At 51.3% G+C, this 17,526-nt stretch carries 19 protein-coding genes and 1 pseudogene; 3 read left to right on the forward strand and 17 right to left on the reverse strand.

Annotation, left to right across the window (positions count from 1 at the left end; translation table 11 throughout):
• Positions 1–23 precede the first annotated feature (23 nt).
• Both rimK and IPN28_01375 read right to left on the reverse strand, forming a co-directional pair.
• Positions 24–1,479 (reverse strand): annotated as a pseudogene (gene rimK / locus IPN28_01370) (30S ribosomal protein S6--L-glutamate ligase).
• A gap of 55 nt (positions 1,480–1,534) precedes the next feature.
• Complete coding sequence (locus IPN28_01375; GenBank protein ID QQS57496.1) at positions 1,535–1,894, reverse strand: helix-turn-helix transcriptional regulator; 360 nt, start codon at positions 1,892–1,894, stop codon at positions 1,535–1,537.
• A 58-nt stretch (positions 1,895–1,952) separates the two neighbouring features.
• On the opposite strand from IPN28_01375, the gene IPN28_01380 reads away from it, so the two are divergent.
• Positions 1,953–2,396 carry a hypothetical protein gene (locus tag IPN28_01380; GenBank protein ID QQS57497.1) on the forward strand — a complete coding sequence of 148 codons (444 nt, stop codon included), beginning with the start codon at positions 1,953–1,955 and terminating at the stop codon, positions 2,394–2,396.
• 2 nt (positions 2,397–2,398) lie between these two features.
• Here IPN28_01380 and IPN28_01385 read toward each other — a convergent pair whose 3' ends face one another.
• The 11 genes from IPN28_01385 to IPN28_01435 form a co-directional block, all read right to left on the reverse strand.
• On the reverse strand, positions 2,399–2,920 hold the full coding sequence (locus IPN28_01385; protein QQS57498.1) for a sel1 repeat family protein: 522 nt from the start codon (positions 2,918–2,920) through the stop codon (positions 2,399–2,401).
• Between the two features lie 142 nt (positions 2,921–3,062).
• Positions 3,063–3,698: an OmpW family protein gene (locus IPN28_01390; protein ID QQS57499.1), complete on the reverse strand. Its 636-nt coding sequence runs from the start codon at positions 3,696–3,698 to the stop codon at positions 3,063–3,065.
• Between the two features lie 93 nt (positions 3,699–3,791).
• On the reverse strand, positions 3,792–3,983 hold the full coding sequence (gene ccoS, locus IPN28_01395; protein ID QQS57500.1) for a cbb3-type cytochrome oxidase assembly protein CcoS: 192 nt from the start codon (positions 3,981–3,983) through the stop codon (positions 3,792–3,794).
• Entirely contained in the window at positions 3,980–6,151 is a 2,172-nt protein-coding gene (gene cadA / locus IPN28_01400; GenBank protein QQS57501.1) for a cadmium-translocating P-type ATPase, read from the reverse strand. The genes ccoS and cadA overlap by 4 nt, the downstream gene beginning before the upstream one ends.
• Positions 6,152–6,159: 8 nt before the next feature.
• A complete protein-coding gene (locus IPN28_01405) occupies positions 6,160–6,636 on the reverse strand; it encodes a FixH family protein (GenBank protein QQS57502.1) in 477 nt (158 codons plus the stop codon).
• 10 nt (positions 6,637–6,646) lie between these two features.
• Positions 6,647–8,065 carry a cytochrome c oxidase accessory protein CcoG gene (ccoG, locus tag IPN28_01410; GenBank protein ID QQS57503.1) on the reverse strand — a complete coding sequence of 473 codons (1,419 nt, stop codon included), beginning with the start codon at positions 8,063–8,065 and terminating at the stop codon, positions 6,647–6,649.
• Positions 8,052–9,176 (reverse strand): cytochrome-c oxidase, cbb3-type subunit III, encoded by a 1,125-nt coding sequence (gene ccoP / locus IPN28_01415; GenBank protein QQS57504.1) that lies wholly within the window; start codon positions 9,174–9,176, stop codon positions 8,052–8,054. Before ccoP ends, ccoG begins: the two co-directional genes overlap by 14 nt.
• Positions 9,169–9,324: a cbb3-type cytochrome c oxidase subunit 3 gene (locus IPN28_01420; GenBank protein QQS57505.1), complete on the reverse strand. Its 156-nt coding sequence runs from the start codon at positions 9,322–9,324 to the stop codon at positions 9,169–9,171. The genes ccoP and IPN28_01420 overlap by 8 nt, the downstream gene beginning before the upstream one ends.
• Entirely contained in the window at positions 9,321–10,064 is a 744-nt protein-coding gene (gene ccoO / locus IPN28_01425) for a cytochrome-c oxidase, cbb3-type subunit II (GenBank protein QQS57506.1), read from the reverse strand. The genes IPN28_01420 and ccoO overlap by 4 nt, the downstream gene beginning before the upstream one ends.
• Positions 10,061–11,512 carry a cytochrome-c oxidase, cbb3-type subunit I gene (gene ccoN, locus IPN28_01430; GenBank protein QQS57507.1) on the reverse strand — a complete coding sequence of 484 codons (1,452 nt, stop codon included), beginning with the start codon at positions 11,510–11,512 and terminating at the stop codon, positions 10,061–10,063. Before ccoN ends, ccoO begins: the two co-directional genes overlap by 4 nt.
• Positions 11,513–11,530: 18 nt before the next feature.
• Positions 11,531–12,250, reverse strand: coding sequence for a sulfite exporter TauE/SafE family protein (locus IPN28_01435; protein QQS57508.1), 720 nt, complete (start codon positions 12,248–12,250; stop codon positions 11,531–11,533).
• Positions 12,251–12,341: 91 nt separating this feature from the next.
• Between IPN28_01435 and IPN28_01440 the strand changes: the two genes are divergently transcribed.
• Positions 12,342–13,118: a Crp/Fnr family transcriptional regulator gene (locus IPN28_01440; GenBank protein QQS57509.1), complete on the forward strand. Its 777-nt coding sequence runs from the start codon at positions 12,342–12,344 to the stop codon at positions 13,116–13,118.
• Between the two features lie 3 nt (positions 13,119–13,121).
• Here the strand turns inward: IPN28_01440 and IPN28_01445 are convergent, their stop codons facing one another.
• The 4 genes from IPN28_01445 to dcm form a co-directional block, all read right to left on the reverse strand.
• Complete coding sequence (locus tag IPN28_01445; GenBank protein ID QQS57510.1) at positions 13,122–13,499, reverse strand: hypothetical protein; 378 nt, start codon at positions 13,497–13,499, stop codon at positions 13,122–13,124.
• Between the two features lie 103 nt (positions 13,500–13,602).
• Positions 13,603–14,817: a hypothetical protein gene (locus IPN28_01450; protein ID QQS57511.1), complete on the reverse strand. Its 1,215-nt coding sequence runs from the start codon at positions 14,815–14,817 to the stop codon at positions 13,603–13,605.
• A 92-nt stretch (positions 14,818–14,909) separates the two neighbouring features.
• The gene (locus IPN28_01455) at positions 14,910–15,614 is read right to left on the reverse strand and encodes a hypothetical protein (GenBank protein QQS57512.1); all 705 of its coding nucleotides are present in this window, start codon (positions 15,612–15,614) and stop codon (positions 14,910–14,912) included.
• Between the two features lie 101 nt (positions 15,615–15,715).
• Positions 15,716–16,642, reverse strand: coding sequence for a DNA (cytosine-5-)-methyltransferase (dcm, locus tag IPN28_01460; GenBank protein ID QQS57513.1), 927 nt, complete (start codon positions 16,640–16,642; stop codon positions 15,716–15,718).
• A 79-nt stretch (positions 16,643–16,721) separates the two neighbouring features.
• Between dcm and IPN28_01465 the strand changes: the two genes are divergently transcribed.
• On the forward strand, positions 16,722–17,474 hold the full coding sequence (locus IPN28_01465) for an HNH endonuclease (GenBank protein ID QQS57514.1): 753 nt from the start codon (positions 16,722–16,724) through the stop codon (positions 17,472–17,474).
• Positions 17,475–17,526: the final 52 nt, after the last annotated feature.

A 17,526-nucleotide genomic window follows, 5' to 3' on the forward strand; every position in this document is an offset into this window, starting at 1 on the left:
TAGTGCCTTCCAAAGCCCGTTTCTTATTTTTTCTTCGTTTTGGCTTTCTTTTTGGGTTTTGCCTTTGGCATATCTACATTGTCCTCGATATGCTGAATCATCAATCCGGCAATATCAATCTTGGTTGTGCCCTCCACGCCCTCCAACCCCGGCGATGAATTGACCTCCAGTACCTTCGGCCCTTCATGCGAACGGATCATATCGACCCCGCAGACTTTCAATCCCACGAGTTTGGCCGCTTCGATCGCCATTCTGCGCTCCTGCGCGGTAATCTCAACCTTATGGCCCGATCCGCCCAGATGGATATTGGCGCGGAACTCCCCCTTGGCGGCCCGCCGTTCCATAGAGGCAACAACCTTTCCGCCGATCACAAAACAGCGCAAATCAACACCCTTGGATTCCTTGATAAATTCCTGCACGAGAATATTCGCCTTAAGACTCTTGAACGCGTTGATCACACTCTCCGCCGCTTTTTCGGTTTCCGCCAAAACCACGCCCTTGCCCTGTGTCCCTTCCAGCAGCTTGATAACGACGGGCGCCCCGCCGACCATTTTGATCAGGTCTTTCGTATCCAGTGGCGAATTAGCAAAGCCCGTTTTGGGAATGTTGATATGCTTGTCGCTGCAAAGCATCTGAAGCGTTCTTAACTTGTCCTGAGCCCGCGTAATCGAAATCGGCCCGTTCAGGCAATAGGAGCCTTGCAGTTCAAACTGACGCAAAACGGCACAGCCGTAAAACGTCATTGAGGGACGGATACGGGGAATCACCGCATCAAACCGCTCCAGAATTTCCCCCCCGCGATAATGGATTTCCGGTTTGCGCGCCGTGATATCCATGTAGCAATTTTTGATGGCGATGAAGCTCATCTTATGGCCGCGCTGTTCCCCGGCCTCCATCAGACGCTTGTTGGAATAAAGCTCGGGATCGCTGGCAAGAACGGCAATTCTCATAAAATTCTCTCTCTGTAGAAGATCATTCGTAAAGCTTAATAACGTCAGTCATGCGTCCCAGAAGCAAGGATTTGGAGGGATCGACGATAAACCGTGCTTTTTTAAGCGCCTCACGCCCCAGAAGCATCCGGAACTGCATCTTGTGGCGGGACGTCAGGGTAATCTCGGCAGGAAAAGTGACGCCGGAAAAAACCAGCGTCGTTCTGATCACGCAACGCTTTTCCCGCTCTCCGTTGGAACTGATAACATCGCGCTTCTGGATCAACGGTGCCTCGCAATCACAAACAAGATCACTGTTATTCTGCAGGGGATTGATCTTGAACCGGACAAACCTGTGTTCTCCCTTTTTTATAACGCGGATATCAAAGGCATGAAGCGCGGACGTCCGCGCTCCTGTATCCACCCGCGCCTTCACCGCAGGAAGACCAAGGTCAGGCAGCGCACACCACTCAGACTTGCCGATCAGGGTCTTATCCGGCCGCGATCTCTTGACCTTGCGCCGTCTCTCGGGTTTGTTGAATAATTCCATACTGGGGTTTATTACTCACAAAACAGGCAATTTCAAGAACATATAAACAACGAACCTACGACTTACGCCCCAGAATCGCAAAAATCAGCATCCCGAGTGCCGCCAGCCCCAGCATAGCCATCATCCGCTCGGGCCGAGCGATGATATGCGGATGGACTTTGATCCCCTGCGCGAGCAATCCGGCCCGGGCCTTGTCGGCATCGCCCAAGAGCTCATGCGGGCTGGTTCCCAGAACATCGCAAACCCGCACCAGCAAATCCATAGACAAACCGGTCTGGCCCCGCTCGATCCGCGACCAGGCCGACTGAGTCAACCCGAGCAAACGGGCAAGCTCCTGCTGCTTGAGGTTCTGATTCTTCCTCAAATTTTCCAGCAATTTACCGACGATGGCCGGGTAAGACGTTTCAGCTTGCATAAAAGCTCATATATGCGTAATATGAATATATGCTATTGTAGCAAATAATAGGCAACATATGAAACTGAAAAAACTGAACCCTCTCAAGAGAAAACGCGCCAAACGGAACAAACTCAAACTGGGCGATGTAATATATGTTCCGCTCTTAGGAATCTGGCGACACTATGGGATTATCGTCAACGAATGTTCGTTCGGAAACCATACGGTCAGAACCGTGCATAGAAACACCGAAACCCCTCTCAATCAAAGCTATGATGAATTCGCCAACGGCGAAAAAGTATACAGAATCTCCTACCCCTCAAATAAACAAAGGGAAGAAGCCGTCCGCAAAGCGCTGTCCGAAAACGAATTCGACTATCACCTGCTGTTTAATAATTGCGAGAACTTCGTAAGACGGGCACACGGGCTAAAAAATGTGAGCCTTCAGGTCTTGGCCGGGACGGGGCTAGTTTCGGCAACATTAATTTTGGCACTACTAAGGAAAAGATTTCCCTCAATTTAAAATCATTTCGGGGGCTTCTTATCCGAAGAAAATTCTGCAGCTTTCTTTTTCTGATATTCCTCAAGCAACTCGCTGGCAGGCTTATATCCAAGCTCTGAAGAAAATTTTAGCCAGAGAATACAATCTTCATAAGATAAATCCCCCCACTCACCTGAAAAACAGCCCTTTCCAGCCCTGAATTCATTGCTGCCTTTGATGCAACCAGAAATCCCTTCACAGGAAAACCACTGCGTTGCAAGCATTTTGTCTCTGCTGGTGCCGACCCCAAAGGCTGTCATAGACCCTATGATAAACCTAGCCTCACTATCCCCGCTCATCGCAAACGGCATGATCTCACGATACGCAGTTGAATAGTCTTTGTTATGAAAATAACTAAAGGCGTCGTTTTTTCTTCGAAGAGTTATGACATAATCCATTGCACCCCATAAAAAGTACGGCACAAAAACAAGGCCAAGAAACAGAATGATGACGTTCTTTTTTAGAAAGCCGGAAGGAATCTTGTGATGTTTGGTAGCAGGATTCATAACAACTGATTATTACATAATAAAAGTCCGAAACTATATTAACAAATTACAACATATTACCCAACACTCAAGAAAAAATATCAAAAAGCGGACCCCCTCATACAGGGAATCCGCTCATAAAGTAACTTTAAAAAAAACCAGACTAGAACCGATAAGAAACCCCGGCCCCGACAATCCACGGATCCATATCGACATCGGCCTGAATAGCCCCGTTGTTCAGGGAGGCATCAACATCGAGCCAAAGCTTCTTGACATCTAGGTTAACGCCCCAATGCTCGTTGACCCAGAAATCCGCCCCGGCCTGCAAACCATACCCGAAGCCGTTATCGACCTTAAGATCGGTAAATCCTGTGGCCGCATCCTCAGAATAAAAGACCGAATAATTCACACCGGCCCCGACATAAGGGCTGAATTGCTTATCGGGGGTAAAGTGGTATTGGAGCATAAGGGTCGGAGGAAGAACCCATGCATCGCCCAACGCCACATTCCCTGTATATTCAAGATCATGCTTGGAAGTTGCCGCGATCAGCTCAGCAGCGATATTCTGTGTAAAGAAGTAGGAAACATCAACCTCAGGGGTAATCGCATAATCGGCGTCGACTTCGCCCCCGATATTAACACTGGAATCCACATCGGGAATGACGTCAATCGCACGGACACGGACCTGAAACCGTTCCTTGGACCACGGACCGCCAAGATCCTTTGCAAAAACAGGCGTTGCGAAAGCGGCAACCGAAACGGCGGCAGCAAGACTGAGAGCAAGAGCTTTATTAAACATAACCATTATCCTTTTCTGATCAAAGGCTGTTTCTAACCTTGCCGGAAATATGATCGAAAAGGCGTGGTAAGGAATTGATTTTCGTCAAAAAATCTATTGTTTTTCAGATTTCACAGAATTTTTTTCAGGCATCTTTTGAGGCCCGCCATCGTCATCCATCAGGATACGGATGGCTGCACCCTCAAGATCATCATATTGCCCGCTCTTGATGCTCCAGATAAACGCCCCAAGCCAGATCAGCCCCAGAAGAAGGGCAATAGGAATCAGATACATCAGAACGCTCATATCCGTCCCCGCAGCCTGAACGAATTGGCAATGACAACGATCGAAGAACCGGACATGGCCAGCGCCGCCACCATCGGCGTCACCATCCCGGCAAACCCCAGCGGGATCGCAATCGCATTATAAATCATGGCCAGAACAAAATTTTCCTTAACAAGCTTCTGGGAAAAAGCAGCTACACGGCGAGTTTCGCAAACGGGGCCAAGATTTTGTCCCATAAACACAATATCAGCGGCGCTTTGCGCCATATCCACGGCTGTTCCCGGCGCCATAGAGACATCCGCGCCAGCGAGGACAGGAGCATCGTTTAGCCCGTCCCCGACCATCAGAACCTTATGTCCGCCTTTTTTATACCCCTCTAGAATGTCAAACTTTTGCGGCGGTGTACGCTCGGCAAAAACATCCTCGGCCCCGATCCCCGCCTGCTGCGCGATATCAAGAGCCACATCACTCCGGTCTCCGGACAAGAGAACAACCCTCAGGCCATCGTCCTTTAAATTCTGGATCGTGTGCCGCGCATCCTCGCGTAAACGGTCGCTGAAAGAAAAAACAACGGGCACTCGTCCCTCAACCGCCAGCCACAACTCCGGCCCCTTGGCGGCAGGAGCGTCCACCGGGCCACACCATTTCCGGCTACCGATCTTGATGCTCTTGGCCTCATAAACCGCCGAAAGCCCCTCCCCCGGATGCTCCTGCACATCCGAAAATTTTAAAAGCCTTCCCTCATAAGCCTCCACCAAAGCTAGTGAGAGCGGATGACGGCTGTGAGACGCCAGGGAAGCCGCCAGCTTCATATCCTCCGGCGCGGCCTCCTTCTCCAGCTTGGGATGCCCCAAGGTTAAAGTGCCCGTCTTATCAAAAATAACCGTATCCGCCTTTGCCAGCCGCTCCAACGCATCGCCCGACTTAACCATAACATGAGCTTTCATCAAACGGCTGGTCGCCAGCACCTGCACGACAGGAACGGCAAGACCCAAAGCACAGGGACAAGTGATAATCAAAACGGTCACGGCAATCATTAGCGCTTCCTGCCAGGCAATGCCGATCACCGCCCACCACAACAGGAAAGCCGAAGCAGCCAGAATATGCACGATGGGCGTATACATCTTGGCCACCCGGTCCGCCAGACGCACATAATGCGCCTGCCCCTGCTCCGCCTTTTCCATCAGCCGCACGATATCGGAAAGCAAAGAATCTTCGGCGGCTTTAGCGACACGTAACGTCACCGGGCCGGAGAGATTCATTGTCCCTGCATAAACATCCCCGCCAACAGGAACAAGACGCGGCAAGGTCTCCCCGGTCACCAGCGACGTATCGACCTCCGCAGCGCCGTCAAGCACCACCCCGTCGACCGGAAATTTTTCCCCGGCGGAAACCAGAACCACCATGTCTTCCTTTAAATCCCGAATAGGCACATTGCGCGTTTGCCCGCTTTCAACCACACGCGCAAAACCCGAAAGGGTGGACATCAGGTCGGTCGCCGCGCTCCGCGCATGACGCCGCGCCCGGAAATCGAGATACCGCCCGATCAGAAGGAAAAACAAAAGCATCACCGCTGAGTCGAAATAAACATGCTCGGCATGGCGCAGAACTTCAAAGACGCTCATCACACAGGCCAGAATGACCCCGACCGAAATCGGCACATCCATATTGGTATGCCCATGGGATAAGGCCTTGAACGCAGAGCGAAAAAAGGGCCGACCGGAAAATATCACGGCGGGAATGGCAATAAGCGCCGAAACCCAATGCATAAAATCACGGGTCACCAGCCCCATCGTCTCGTTATCAGTCGTCCAGAGCGCAGAAGACAGCAGCATGATATTGCCCATCGCAAAACCGGCAACACCAAGGCAGATCAGAAGAGACTTCTCCTCCTCTGTCTCCTCCAGATGGGCGCGGGCATCAAAGGGCCGAACCTCGTAACCGAGTGTATTGACCAGCGCAACCAGCTCATTCCCACGCTGCGCGGGGCCGCGCCAGCGTATATTCAAACGCCGCGTGGAAAAATTCAGCCGCGCCCCCTCGATATCCGGCAGCGCGGAAAGCGAAGATTCGATTTTCTGGATGCATCCCGCGCAGTGAACACCGCTCACGATAACATCAAGTGAATACGAACCCTCGGGTGTCAGTCGCACCAGCGACTCATAACCGGAGAGAGGATCGCCGTTCATCGTAGAATTTACTTCGTGACAAACCGATACGTTGTCCGATACGACTGCCCGTCCCATTGTGCCTCCATCTTCGCAGTCCATACGCCAGACAGGGGCGCATGGAGTTCGGCAGCATAGACGCCGCTGTCTATGGGCGTCAAAATAAGTTCGAAATCATACCCTGCCTGCACAGGCCGGATCATTTTTGCGGTCACTTTGGCCGCCTCAATGGGGTGTCCGTCCCTATCCTTTAATGAAAGTTTCAGCAAAGGCGCATCATAGGAAACCTCATGCTGAACGCCCAATTCCTTCTGCAAACGGCTTTCTTCCAACAAACTATCGTAAGCCAACCCCTTCTCATAGGCCTTGTCGGTCACAACTCCGGTTTGCGTAGTGATGGCGATATAAACAAAAATGGAATCTAAAATGATGAATACCGCAAAAAACAGAACAAAATACCAGGGAATCCATTTATCGCTCGGCCTCGGTCCGGTCTCCGGCTTCATGGAATAAACCTCAGGGTCTCTCGCTGATAAAGACGCTCTCATAGGCATCCTGCACTCCTGTTTCGATATCCGTCAAGGTAAACACAACCGGACGGGCTTCCCCCGGCTTGACAGGGGCGCTGACGAAGAGATGATAGTCGCCGACACTATCCGCTTGAACGGGCAAAGAAACAGCACTTAACTCCCCTGCACCCTTGACCTCAATTTGCGTCTGCTCCAGGCCGGAAACACTAACCTTGAAGTTTTTGTCATCGTGCGTCTTGTTGAGAATCTTCAGCGTATATCCGTTACGGATCGTCCCGTCCGACAACTGAACGAATAAGGGATTGCGGTCGTGCAGAACATGCAGCTCCAGAGGCGCCCGCATAATCAGCCCGTAAAGCATGATACCGCCCACAACGGCCAGAATGATGGAGTAATAAATCGTGCGCGGACGGATGATCCTGAATTTCTCCTCAATCCCCTGCGCCCTTAATTTGATATGCCGTTCCGTATCGTATCGGACGAGCCCTCGCGGCAGACCGACTTTATCCATAATGTTGTTGCACGCATCGACGCACAACCCGCAAGCAATGCATTCCATCTGCAGCCCGTCACGGATATCGATTCCCATCGGACACACCTGAACGCACGCCGTACAGTCCACACAATGGCCGCGCCCGTCCCACGGATCGCCCTGCTTGTGCTTGCCACGCTTCTCGCCCCGCGCTTCGTCATAGCCGATGATCAGGGTATTATCGTCAAACATCGCCGACTGGAACCGCGCATACGGACACATATAAATGCACACCTGCTCCCGCGCAAACCCGGCCATCAGATAGGTGCTGAAGGTCAGTCCGCCGATAAAGGCCAGAACGGTCGGAGAAACATTAAATTCAAAGAAACTCCAGACCAGTGTCGGCGCATCATTGAAATAAAGAACGAACGACCCCGCCGTACACCACGCAATCGCCAGCCAGCAAAAATGTGTCACGGCAAGCTTCCAGACTTTCTCCCAGTTCCACGGACCTTCCTGCAGCTTCTTGCGCTTGTTCCGGTCGCCCTGAACGATCCGCTCCACCCAGACAAACAAATCCGTCCAAACCGTCTGCGGACAGAAATACCCGCACCACACCCGCCCGAACAGGCTGGTTACAAAGAACAGGGCAATCGCGGCAAGGATAAGGATACCCGTCAGAAAATAGACTTCCTGCGGCCATATTTCGATAAAAAACCAGTAGGCGCGGCCATGAGAGAGATCGATCAGTATGGCCTGATCCGGAGCATTCGGCCCCCGATCCCAGCGTAGGAAGGGCGCCAGGTAATAGAGCCCTAGCGTTCCGACCATCGCGACCCATTTGAGCTTCCGATACCGTCCCCAAACCCGCTTGGGGTAAATCCGTTCCTGCTTAGCAAAAAACGTGATGGGCTGTTCGTTATTCTCCGTCATGACCAGATGTTTCTGTGTTGTCGACCGCAGGCAAAGTCTCCATAGCTTTCACCGGATTAACTTCGGCCCCCTCGGAAGGTGCAACCTCAGTTTCTACCGGAACGGTCGGCGGCACAAGCTCGTTTTGACCCTGCTTTTCCGGTCCGGAAACCACAGGCTCTTCTTGCGGAACAGCCTCAGGAACTTCGACAGGTGCGGCTTGTACGGTCTTTCCGGTCTCCCCGCCGCCCAACTCGTGAACATAGACGGCAAGCTGCCTGATCGTATTCTCATCAAGCCGCCCGACCCAGTTCGGCATCATTCCGGCGCGGGCATAGAAGACCGTATTGAAGACGGATTCACGGTCACCGCCATAAAGCCAGATCGAGTCCACCAGATTCGGGGCGCCAAATTCACGCAATCCTTTTGCATCCTCGCCATGGCAGGAAGCGCAGTTCTGCTCGAAAATCCCCTGGGCTTCTGTGAAATCCTTACCCGCCGCGTTCTGAGGATCGGAAAGGCTCAGGACATAATCGACGACTTTCTCGATCTCCTCTTTGTTGAGCAGATCTTCGACTCCGAACGCAGGCATCTGTGATACACGTGTATCATCATGCTTGGACCGGACACCAAACTGAATGGTCTGATAGATAGACTCGATATCCCCGCCCCACAGCCAGTCGTCATCATTCAGGTTGGGATAACCCTTCCCGCCCATGCCGCCGGTCCCGTGACAGGTCGCACAGTTATCCTTGAAGAAAGCCGAACCTCCGGCCATAGCAAAGGCATAAAGCTGCTCGTCCTCGAAAATTTCGTCGAAAGAAGCCTTCTCGAATTTCTCCAGATAGGCTTTCTGGCGGTCCACAATCTCCTGCTGCTCAGCAGCCAATTTCTTATACTGGGTCCAGCCGTAAGTGCCCTCGGTCGCACCGCTCAAAGTCGGCCAGGCCGGATAAACCACCCAATACCAGATCGACCAGATCACGCAGATATAAAACACCCACAACCACCAGCGCGGCGCCGGATTATTTAACTCTTTAATTCCGTCCCAATCATGACCCGTCGTCTCCACTCCTGAAACGCTGTCGATCTCTTTTTTGGGTGGAGTGTGCCCTTTTTTTGCGTCACTCATAATCGCTCTCCTTAAGGGGAATACCTGCATAATCTTGATAAGTTTTCTTCGAGCCGGGCCGGAAAACCCACAACGCCATCAGCACAAAGAAGCTAAAGAAAAACAAAAGTCCGATCAGTCCGGCGTTCTGTGCAAACCAGTCCATCATGGCGCAGCCTCCTCAATCTCTTCGGTAGCGTTGAAATCAACCATGGTTCCGAGAACCTGCAGATAGGCCACCAGAGCGTCCATCTCGGAAATAAGGTTTGGTTGCCCGTCGAAATCCCGTGCATTGACGCTCTCGCCGTAGCGGGCTGTCAAGCCGGACGTATCCATCTTGGCCTCTCCGGTCGCTTGGGCAACGGCGTCTTTCTCGGCGTTCTCGATCATCTCGTCCGTGTAGGGAACGCCAACAATCCTGAGCGTTTTCAGATGCTGGTCCAGATCGTCGATCTTCGCACCGGTACGGAGCAGGAAGCTGTAAGAGGGCATGATCGACTCAGGCACAACATCACGAGGACGTTTAAGGTGCGCGGTATGCCAGTCATCGGAATACTTGCCGCCGACACGGGAAAGATCAGGTCCGGTCCGCTTCGATCCCCACTGAAAGGGATGGTCGTACATGGACTCGGCCGCCAGAGAATAGTGTCCGTAACGGGCAACCTCATCCCGCAAGGGCCGGACTTGCTGCGAATGGCAATTATAACACCCCTCGCGGATATAGATATTATACCCGGCCAGTTCCAGCGGCGTATAAGGCCGCACACCTTTCACAGGCTCGATGACCGTCTCCATCCGGAACAAGGGGATGATTTCCACCAGCCCTCCGATCAGGACGACCACGACCACACAGACAAGAAGCAAAATGGAATTTTTTTCCAGTTTTTCGTGTTTTTTCAAAAAGCTCATGCGACTGCTCCTTTTAATACGCCGTCGTTTTTATATTCTTTTTCACAGACATCGCCCTTGATCGTCCGATAGAAATTGTAGGCCATGATCAGGGCGCCAATCAGGTACAGCGCACCGCCCAAAGCCCGGATCAGATAGAACGGATGCATGGCCATGACGGACTCGACGAACGAGTATTCAAGGAAGCCCATGTCATTGTAGTCCCGCCACATCAGACCTTGCATGATGCCGGAAACCCACATCGCGGCGATATAAAGCACGATCCCGATTGTGGCGACCCACAGATGCAGGTTAACCAGCTTCATAGAGTACAGCTTCTCGCGGCCCCAAAGTATGGGAACCATGTAGTAAAGCGCTCCGAAACTGATAAACCCGACCCAGCCCAGCGCACCGGAATGCACGTGACCGATGGTCCAGTCTGTGTAGTGGGAAAGCGAGTTCACCGACTTGATCGACATCAGCGGCCCTTCAAAAGTACTCATCCCGTAAAAAGCCAGCGAGATAATCATGAAGCGCAGCACAGGGTCTTCGCGCAGCTTGTGCCAGGCACCTGAAAGCGTCATCACCCCGTTAATCATCCCGCCCCAGGACGGCATCCACAGCATGACCGAGAACGTCATGCCCAGAGTCTGCGCCCAGTCAGGCAAAGCCGTGTAATGAAGATGATGTGGTCCCGCCCAGATATAGATAAAAATAAGCGACCAGAAATGCAGGATCGAAAGCCGATAGGAATAAACCGGACGCTCAGCCCGCTTGGGAACGAAATAATACATCATGCCCAAAAACCCGGCAGTCAGGAAAAATCCCACAGCATTGTGCCCATACCACCACTGGATCATGGCGCTCTGAACCCCGGAGAAAACCGTATAGCTTTTGGCACCGGTCCACGACACCGGAATAGACAAACCGTTTCCAAGGTGCAGAACAGCCACCGTGATGATGAAAGAAAGATAGAACCAGTTCGCCACATAAAGGTGCGGCTCTTTGCGTTTCATGATCGTGCCCAGATAAACCAGCAGGTAAGCCACCCAGACAATCGTCAGCCAGAGATCGACAAACCACTCCGGCTCGGCATATTCTTTTCCCTGCGTAGCCCCGAGAACATAACCCAGAGCCGCCATGACGATCACAAGCTGATACCCCCAGAAGGTAAACATCGCCAGCCCGTCATTCCATAATCTTGTCCGGCAGGTACGCTGCACGACAAAATAACTGGTGGCAAACAGCGCGTTCCCCCCGAAAGCAAAAATCACCCCGGAAGTATGCACGGGCCGCAAGCGCCCGAACGTCAGGTAAGGCTCAAAATTAAGATCGGGAAAGGCAAGTTGCAGGGCGATAAGAAGACCCACGAGAAACCCGACGATCCCCCAGAAGACCGTGGCCAGCGTAAACAGCCGGACGACGTGATAATTATACTCTTGATGCTCTGTGACGGCCTGTGCACTCATCTTGCCATTCCTTTTCCTTTAAAAAACAAAAGCGCCCGCCAGCAAAACCAGCCACAGAGCACTAAAAACCATAAAACCCTGCTTCACCTTGACAGTGCCCAGGAACCTGAAACTTTCCAAAAAACTGCCGCCCAGTGCCACCGCGATAAGCGCCGGAACCGTTCCCAGCCCGAAAGCCGCCATGGCCACCCCGGCTTGCAAAGCGGACGGTGCAGTGGAAGAGGCCATCAAGGCGGACACAACCAGACCGCAGGGCATAAAACCGAGCAAAACCCCAAGAGCATAGCGGGACGCCGCATCACGCTCACGCACTAAGGGCTGATAAAATCGCGATATCCAGCGAAAGGGCACGGAGAGACGTACCCGCGCAACCCAAGGAAAAGCCTTGGCAATCGTAGGAAAAGCACTGACTAGAAACATCAGGGCCGCCAGCAGGAGCATCGGCGCCACCAGAACGGTCCGCAAGGGTTGAAAGAGGAAGGCAAGGTTAAGAACGCTGCTGAAAAGAACCGCAAGGAATACGTAAGTAGTCAGACGGCCAAAATGATAAGGCAGAAGCAAGGAGTTTCGAACCCTCGATAACGCGCCAGCACGACGCTCAATGGACCCACTTTGAGCCAAAACAAAGGGTGAGCACATCAGGGCGCAATGCGTGAATCCGCCCGCCAATCCCGCCAAAAAAAGGCTGAGGGGCAGACCATACCCGGTCACAAACTGATGGATGCACTCTCCAAACATGGGAATCCCAAAGATAATTTCGCGGCAATTCTGGCCTCAAGACCACAGCCATGCCTTGACCTTTATCAAGTGAATCCTATAAAAACACAGGATGAAACAAGTTAAAGTTAAAGTCAAAGAGAAAGCATCAGCCGCAAATTCCACGGATTTCCTGAAATCAATACCCTTGTTCAGCGGATGCACCGGAAAAGAGCTAGAATTCCTCTTGGAGGGGCACGTTCTTGAACTCTGCAACAAGGACCGTATGCAGTTTGTGAACGGCGATAAAGCCGAGCGCTATTACATTATCAAAAGCGGCTGGGTTAAAGTTTTCCGCGAAACACTCGACGGCGCACAAGCCATTATTGATATTTTGACGCAAGGACACGCATTCGGCGAAACCTCGATCTTCGAGGAAAACCGATACCCCTACAGCGCCGAAGTCGTCGAACCGTCTGAAATTCTATCGCTGTCCCTGAAAAAACTTCAGCACCTGATAGAAACGAACCCAAAATTCGCCCTCTCAATGCTCAGTTCGATGGCGCGTTACCGTCGCCAGCAGGATCAGGAAATCGAACACCGTTCTTTGCAAAACGCGCCGCAGCGCATTGGGTGTTTTGTCTTGAGGCTGGTTCCCAACCAGAACGAACTCAAGGGTCGCCCGATCACTATTCACCTACCCTACGATAAAACCCTGATCGCCTCACGACTGGGAATGCAGCCGGAGACTTTCTCCCGCGCTCTTTCCAAATTGAAAGCGGCAACCGGAATCACCATAAAGGGCTCAACGCTGGAAATGGTGAGCATCGACTCGCTTGTTCAGTTCACCTGCACGGCTTGCACGTCCGAATATCCATGCAAGGACACCGGCTGCAACGCCTGTACCTGACGCTCATTCCACCCTGCTATGAAGGCTATGAAGCCACTCCCAGTCGATCTTGGCGGGATTATTGATATACTCATAAGGATTACGGATTACGCCTTCAAGATAGCTCTTCGTGACCTTCCATTTTTTTTGCGGGAGTGAGTTAAAGCGCTCCTCAGCCAGAACAACCCGGCAGCTTTTCTCATAAACGATACAAAACCCCTCCGCAGGCTGGTCATCGACAATTAAAACCTGAACGGAATTACCACTCAATGCTTGCCGACCCAAACCGTCAAGAATCTGCCGAAAGGGAAAACGGTGCTTATTATTATCCAACGCCTCGTTGCAAACAGAGATATAACGCTCAAAAAGCGCACGGTTGCTGGGATCATTAAGCGAATGCACGGATAATCCTCTGAAAAAATAAAGACACTATCCCCAAACGATCCCACAAACGCGAAAAAATAGCCTTGATTTTGGTCAAAAACAGAAAAAACGGGAAACAGTCCTAATGGGGAAGCAAGTCCGGAGCAGGAACCAGATGGTTTTCATCCCTGATCCTTTCAAGAGTATGCATCAGCGCCTCCTTGCGCTCCTCGCGTAATTCCCGCGCATCCCGCCCGTCAAGCGTTTCGCCGATATAATCAAAATACGGCGAAAGTTCGCGCAGTTGCTGCGCCTCCGTCTTATCGGAAATATTGCTGGTTACAACGTTGAAGGGGGTATTTTCGACATACCCGAGCATGATCTGGCGCAGGTCACCCATCGCATCAGGGGGTGTATTGGCCTCTCTATCGGCACCAGACCCGTAGAAAGGAACCGGAACGAAGACATGCCCGGATTGTTCCGCAAACAGCCAGCTTAAACCATGCTCGTAAGGGCTGGGTTCAGGCAGAAGCGCATGATTTCCGGTTATATGCGCCCTCCCGGCCTGAAGAAATAGAATCTGAATATCCGGGTTGCGGTCCAGAATATCCTCGGCCTCGTGAAGCATATAAAGATTCCGTGCCAGCATCCCGAACTGGTGCAGCGCATTGACAGAGGGATAGCCGATTTCGCCCGGCTTGATATGTAAGAAATAAGCCGCCTCGGCAATCGCGGCGGCGGCCTTGGGATCATCCGCAAGCAAATGCTGGGCCGTCCGGTCATCCGTGATATATCGAGACCAATCCCTCGGGGCATCCGCACAGAACACTGGAATTCCATGATTGTCGAGATATTGGTGTAAAGCCGTCCGGCTCAGCCGCGCATTGTTACTTCGAATGGGCGTCGTATCAGCGGACAGCTTTTCCCGCAAACGCTCGTTCCCGGGACGACGGAGAAAGGATTGCAGACCCGCCTTATCGGCAGTCCCGCCCTTCATTTCATCATCAATATGCAGATCGATGTTGTTCGGCGGCCACTCCACGGCAAACGCGCACGAAACGCCGTTAACCACCATCTTATGGACGACATCGTGTTCAAGCACGATATGGGCGCCATTCTCGTGCAACTCCCCGAACCCCACGACAAGCTTCTGTCCGGATCGAGCCGTATCAAGGCGGGTCAAAATTTCCTGCGAAACCAGTTCGCCGTTAAGCCTTATGGAATCGATAAGATAGGGCGTCGTATGCAACGAAGGAGTATGCTGATAACTGAAGCTGTACGACGTGAACTGCGGATTGACAGATTGCACCTGCTCAACCTGCCCGCTACCTCCGGCTTTATCCGCAGGCTCGTCCATAACCGCCCCTAAAACTGTCCGCCTTGGTCCATGACAAAGTGTAAGGCTTTTGGGCCCAAAAGTCTATTTTTGCGATAACAAGACCGGATCGGCTAATCTTTCCGGATATAGGTCGCTTCAGGAAATCTCACGCTCTGCACAAAAGCCGAGGATGTTCCGTCATCCTTGGGTTTTGTCGTATCGAACTCGAACGCGATGCCGGAAAGCGGCGGCGGCTCTATCCCGAAGATATCCTTAAAGGTCTTCTTAAGGTTCAGCCGCGTGGTCACCACCTCTCCCGGCTGGGGGTGCGCGGCGCAGATAAACCGCCCGCCCTTGTGATAAAACCGCCCCTTGAGCGGCGCACCGATGGGGTCGTTCTCACACAGATGCAGGGCAAGGAAATACGGGCTGTCCGGCACGATGGCCGACCCGCTGTCGATCATCTCTTTGCCGAAAAAAGCATAGAACATGATCGCCTCGTTCCGCCGCCCGTTCTGATAAGACGCCCCCGCCGGAAACTTGTTCACCCCCCACACGATCTCCACATCCTGATCGCCGGTCAGCTTCCCTTTCTTGAGCGCGATGATCGACTGCGCGGGCTTCAGCGCCTCCATCGTCAGCCCCTGATCGGTCAGAGAAATTTTTGTCTTCTTACGGTTATCCGCCGAACGCTCCAGCATGAAATTCCGCTCCGCCAGCCACGCATAGGCGTCCTGCCCGCTGAACTTGCGGAAATCGACCTCGGCCTTGTCCGCGAAGGCTGGATAAGAAAAAATCACGCAAAAACAGAAAAATAATAAATAAAAGGATTTCATAAAACCCACTGCCTAAAAATAATACCTGTAAGGAGCTCATATACTAAATCTTTATAATGCCAAACAAATAAAAAAATAGTTATGTGTGCGCTTTTTTCTTTTTATTCCGCCGCCAAAGACCCCGAAAGAGATAGATTGCCTTCATTAATTTCTATTTCTAAAATTTTCCTACCAATAAATTCTGCTATTGGTGGTGCTACTGCGTTGCCAATGAATCTCCCTCTGCGACCGTCCATCCCTCTGGGAACCCCATCAGTTTCTCGCACTCTGTCCAAGTCAAGTTCCTGGCCACATAAAATTGGTCTGTCGGTATGGCCGCCTTGATGTTTTCCAGTTTGGGCACGTATCGTGGGGCTATAGCTTTTTGCTTTGGTATACCCGAAGCCTCCGCGACGCTGAACCAAAAGCGGAGTGTTTGAAATAAACTTTTCCGAAAAGTAGGATCGAGTTTGCCTCCTCTTCCTGCTCTCCTCTCCCGCCGAATGATCCCTAAGCAATTCGCCGCCGTTAGAATAGAACTGATAGGCGGACTCTGATCTATAAGATCCAATAAAGAAAACTCTTTCTCTATTATGGGGAAGGCCCGTGTCGAGAGTGTTGCACGTAAACCATACCCCCAGATACCCGATTTTTTCAAGTTCGTCGATAACTGACTCAAACGCACATCCTTCGTCTGAGCTAAGGAGCCCTGACACATTTTCCAAGACAAGCCACTTTGGCTTAAGCTTTCCAGCAAGGTGTGCAAGCTGGAAGAACAACCCACTTCTCTCTCCGCCAATACCTTTTCTCTGCGTGTTTGCATGGCTAACATCTTGGCAGGGCCACCCTCCTGCCCACAAGTCTGCTTGAGGGATGTCGAACTCTTTGAGCGTAAGGATATCGCCATGTAAAGGTACCTCCGGCCAATGTCTTTTTAGAACTTTTTGGCAATACGGGTCTATCTCGCAATGAAAAACTGGTGTCATCCCGGCTCTTTGAAAACCAAGATCGAAACCACCTATACCTGCAAAAAAGGATGCAAACCGCATTGATAACTATGCTAAATAAGTTAAGATTTATCGTAAGTTTCTATTTTGTTCTTTATAGCTTAACTTGCAAGGAATTTCCATGGCCAAAAATAGAGCCAGTAAGGGCTTTTTATTGGAGCCCGCAGAAAAAGCCAACATTTCCGTTGGCAGAAGAGAAAAGTGGTTAAAAGATGCTGTTGATAATTTTGTAACGACTACACCAGCTAACAAAAAATATTATGAGGTTATTTTGAATGCACTCTGGCCGAGTAACCATGGAATACCCGGCCCTATTCTTACAGAAAAAGAAATTCGTGCAGAGGTCGATAATTACAGAAAAACTATAGGTAAAGAACCATACAAAGACGTATTTCGAAGATTAAGGGAGTTGCAGGGGGAGGAAGGTTTTACCTGTATTATAAAAGAGGGAACAAAATACCAAATTCAGTCCTTAGAGTTAGGCTCCAAACGTGAGCCGCGAATAAAACCTGACAAAAAACTCTGGGCTGAAATCAAAAAGAGGTTTGACTACAAGTGCGCTCATTGCGGCTCCCAAGAACCAAATATAAAACTTAGCCCAGACCACAAAGTTCCTCGATCTCGGAGTGGTGGCAACGAAACAGAAAATTGGCAACCTCTTTGTGAACAATGCAACAACCTTAAAAGCTCGGCTTGTCGCGGCTGCAATTTAAATTGTTATGTGTGTTCGTGGGCCTTCCCAGAAACATACAAACCTATTGTTATTTCTGATGAAAACAAAGAACTGATCAAGCGAGAAGCAGAGCGCAAAAAAATTCATCAAGCAGAATTGGCAAACGAAATTATCCGCAACTACTTTAGCAAACAAAAATAACCCAAGCATGATTTTACACAATACTCAAAAAAGGGCTGTCACTCCTCCCCCT

The organism is Alphaproteobacteria bacterium (assembly GCA_016699735.1).
Classification (GTDB): domain Bacteria; phylum Pseudomonadota; class Alphaproteobacteria; order Micavibrionales; family Micavibrionaceae; genus JAGNKE01.

Coding starts and splice junctions, on each gene's coding strand:
- IPN28_01385 (QQS57498.1), bottom strand. CDS start 2,920: ATGAATCCTGCTACCAAACATCACAAGATTCCTTCCGGCTTTCTAAAA.
- cadA (QQS57501.1), bottom strand. CDS start 6,151: ATGAACGGCGATCCTCTCTCCGGTTATGAGTCGCTGGTGCGACTGACA.
- IPN28_01455 (QQS57512.1), bottom strand. CDS start 15,614: ATGAAATCCTTTTATTTATTATTTTTCTGTTTTTGCGTGATTTTTTCT.
- ccoG (QQS57503.1), bottom strand. CDS start 8,065: ATGACGGAGAATAACGAACAGCCCATCACGTTTTTTGCTAAGCAGGAA.
- IPN28_01440 (QQS57509.1), top strand. CDS start 12,342: ATGAAACAAGTTAAAGTTAAAGTCAAAGAGAAAGCATCAGCCGCAAAT.
- IPN28_01380 (QQS57497.1), top strand. CDS start 1,953: ATGAAACTGAAAAAACTGAACCCTCTCAAGAGAAAACGCGCCAAACGG.
- IPN28_01375 (QQS57496.1), bottom strand. CDS start 1,894: ATGCAAGCTGAAACGTCTTACCCGGCCATCGTCGGTAAATTGCTGGAA.
- ccoS (QQS57500.1), bottom strand. CDS start 3,983: ATGAGCGTTCTGATGTATCTGATTCCTATTGCCCTTCTTCTGGGGCTG.
- IPN28_01450 (QQS57511.1), bottom strand. CDS start 14,817: ATGGACGAGCCTGCGGATAAAGCCGGAGGTAGCGGGCAGGTTGAGCAG.
- ccoN (QQS57507.1), bottom strand. CDS start 11,512: ATGAGTGCACAGGCCGTCACAGAGCATCAAGAGTATAATTATCACGTC.
- IPN28_01420 (QQS57505.1), bottom strand. CDS start 9,324: ATGATGGACTGGTTTGCACAGAACGCCGGACTGATCGGACTTTTGTTT.
- ccoO (QQS57506.1), bottom strand. CDS start 10,064: ATGAGCTTTTTGAAAAAACACGAAAAACTGGAAAAAAATTCCATTTTG.
- ccoP (QQS57504.1), bottom strand. CDS start 9,176: ATGAGTGACGCAAAAAAAGGGCACACTCCACCCAAAAAAGAGATCGAC.
- IPN28_01405 (QQS57502.1), bottom strand. CDS start 6,636: ATGAAGCCGGAGACCGGACCGAGGCCGAGCGATAAATGGATTCCCTGG.
- IPN28_01390 (QQS57499.1), bottom strand. CDS start 3,698: ATGTTTAATAAAGCTCTTGCTCTCAGTCTTGCTGCCGCCGTTTCGGTT.
- IPN28_01465 (QQS57514.1), top strand. CDS start 16,722: ATGGCCAAAAATAGAGCCAGTAAGGGCTTTTTATTGGAGCCCGCAGAA.
- IPN28_01435 (QQS57508.1), bottom strand. CDS start 12,250: ATGTTTGGAGAGTGCATCCATCAGTTTGTGACCGGGTATGGTCTGCCC.
- dcm (QQS57513.1), bottom strand. CDS start 16,642: ATGCGGTTTGCATCCTTTTTTGCAGGTATAGGTGGTTTCGATCTTGGT.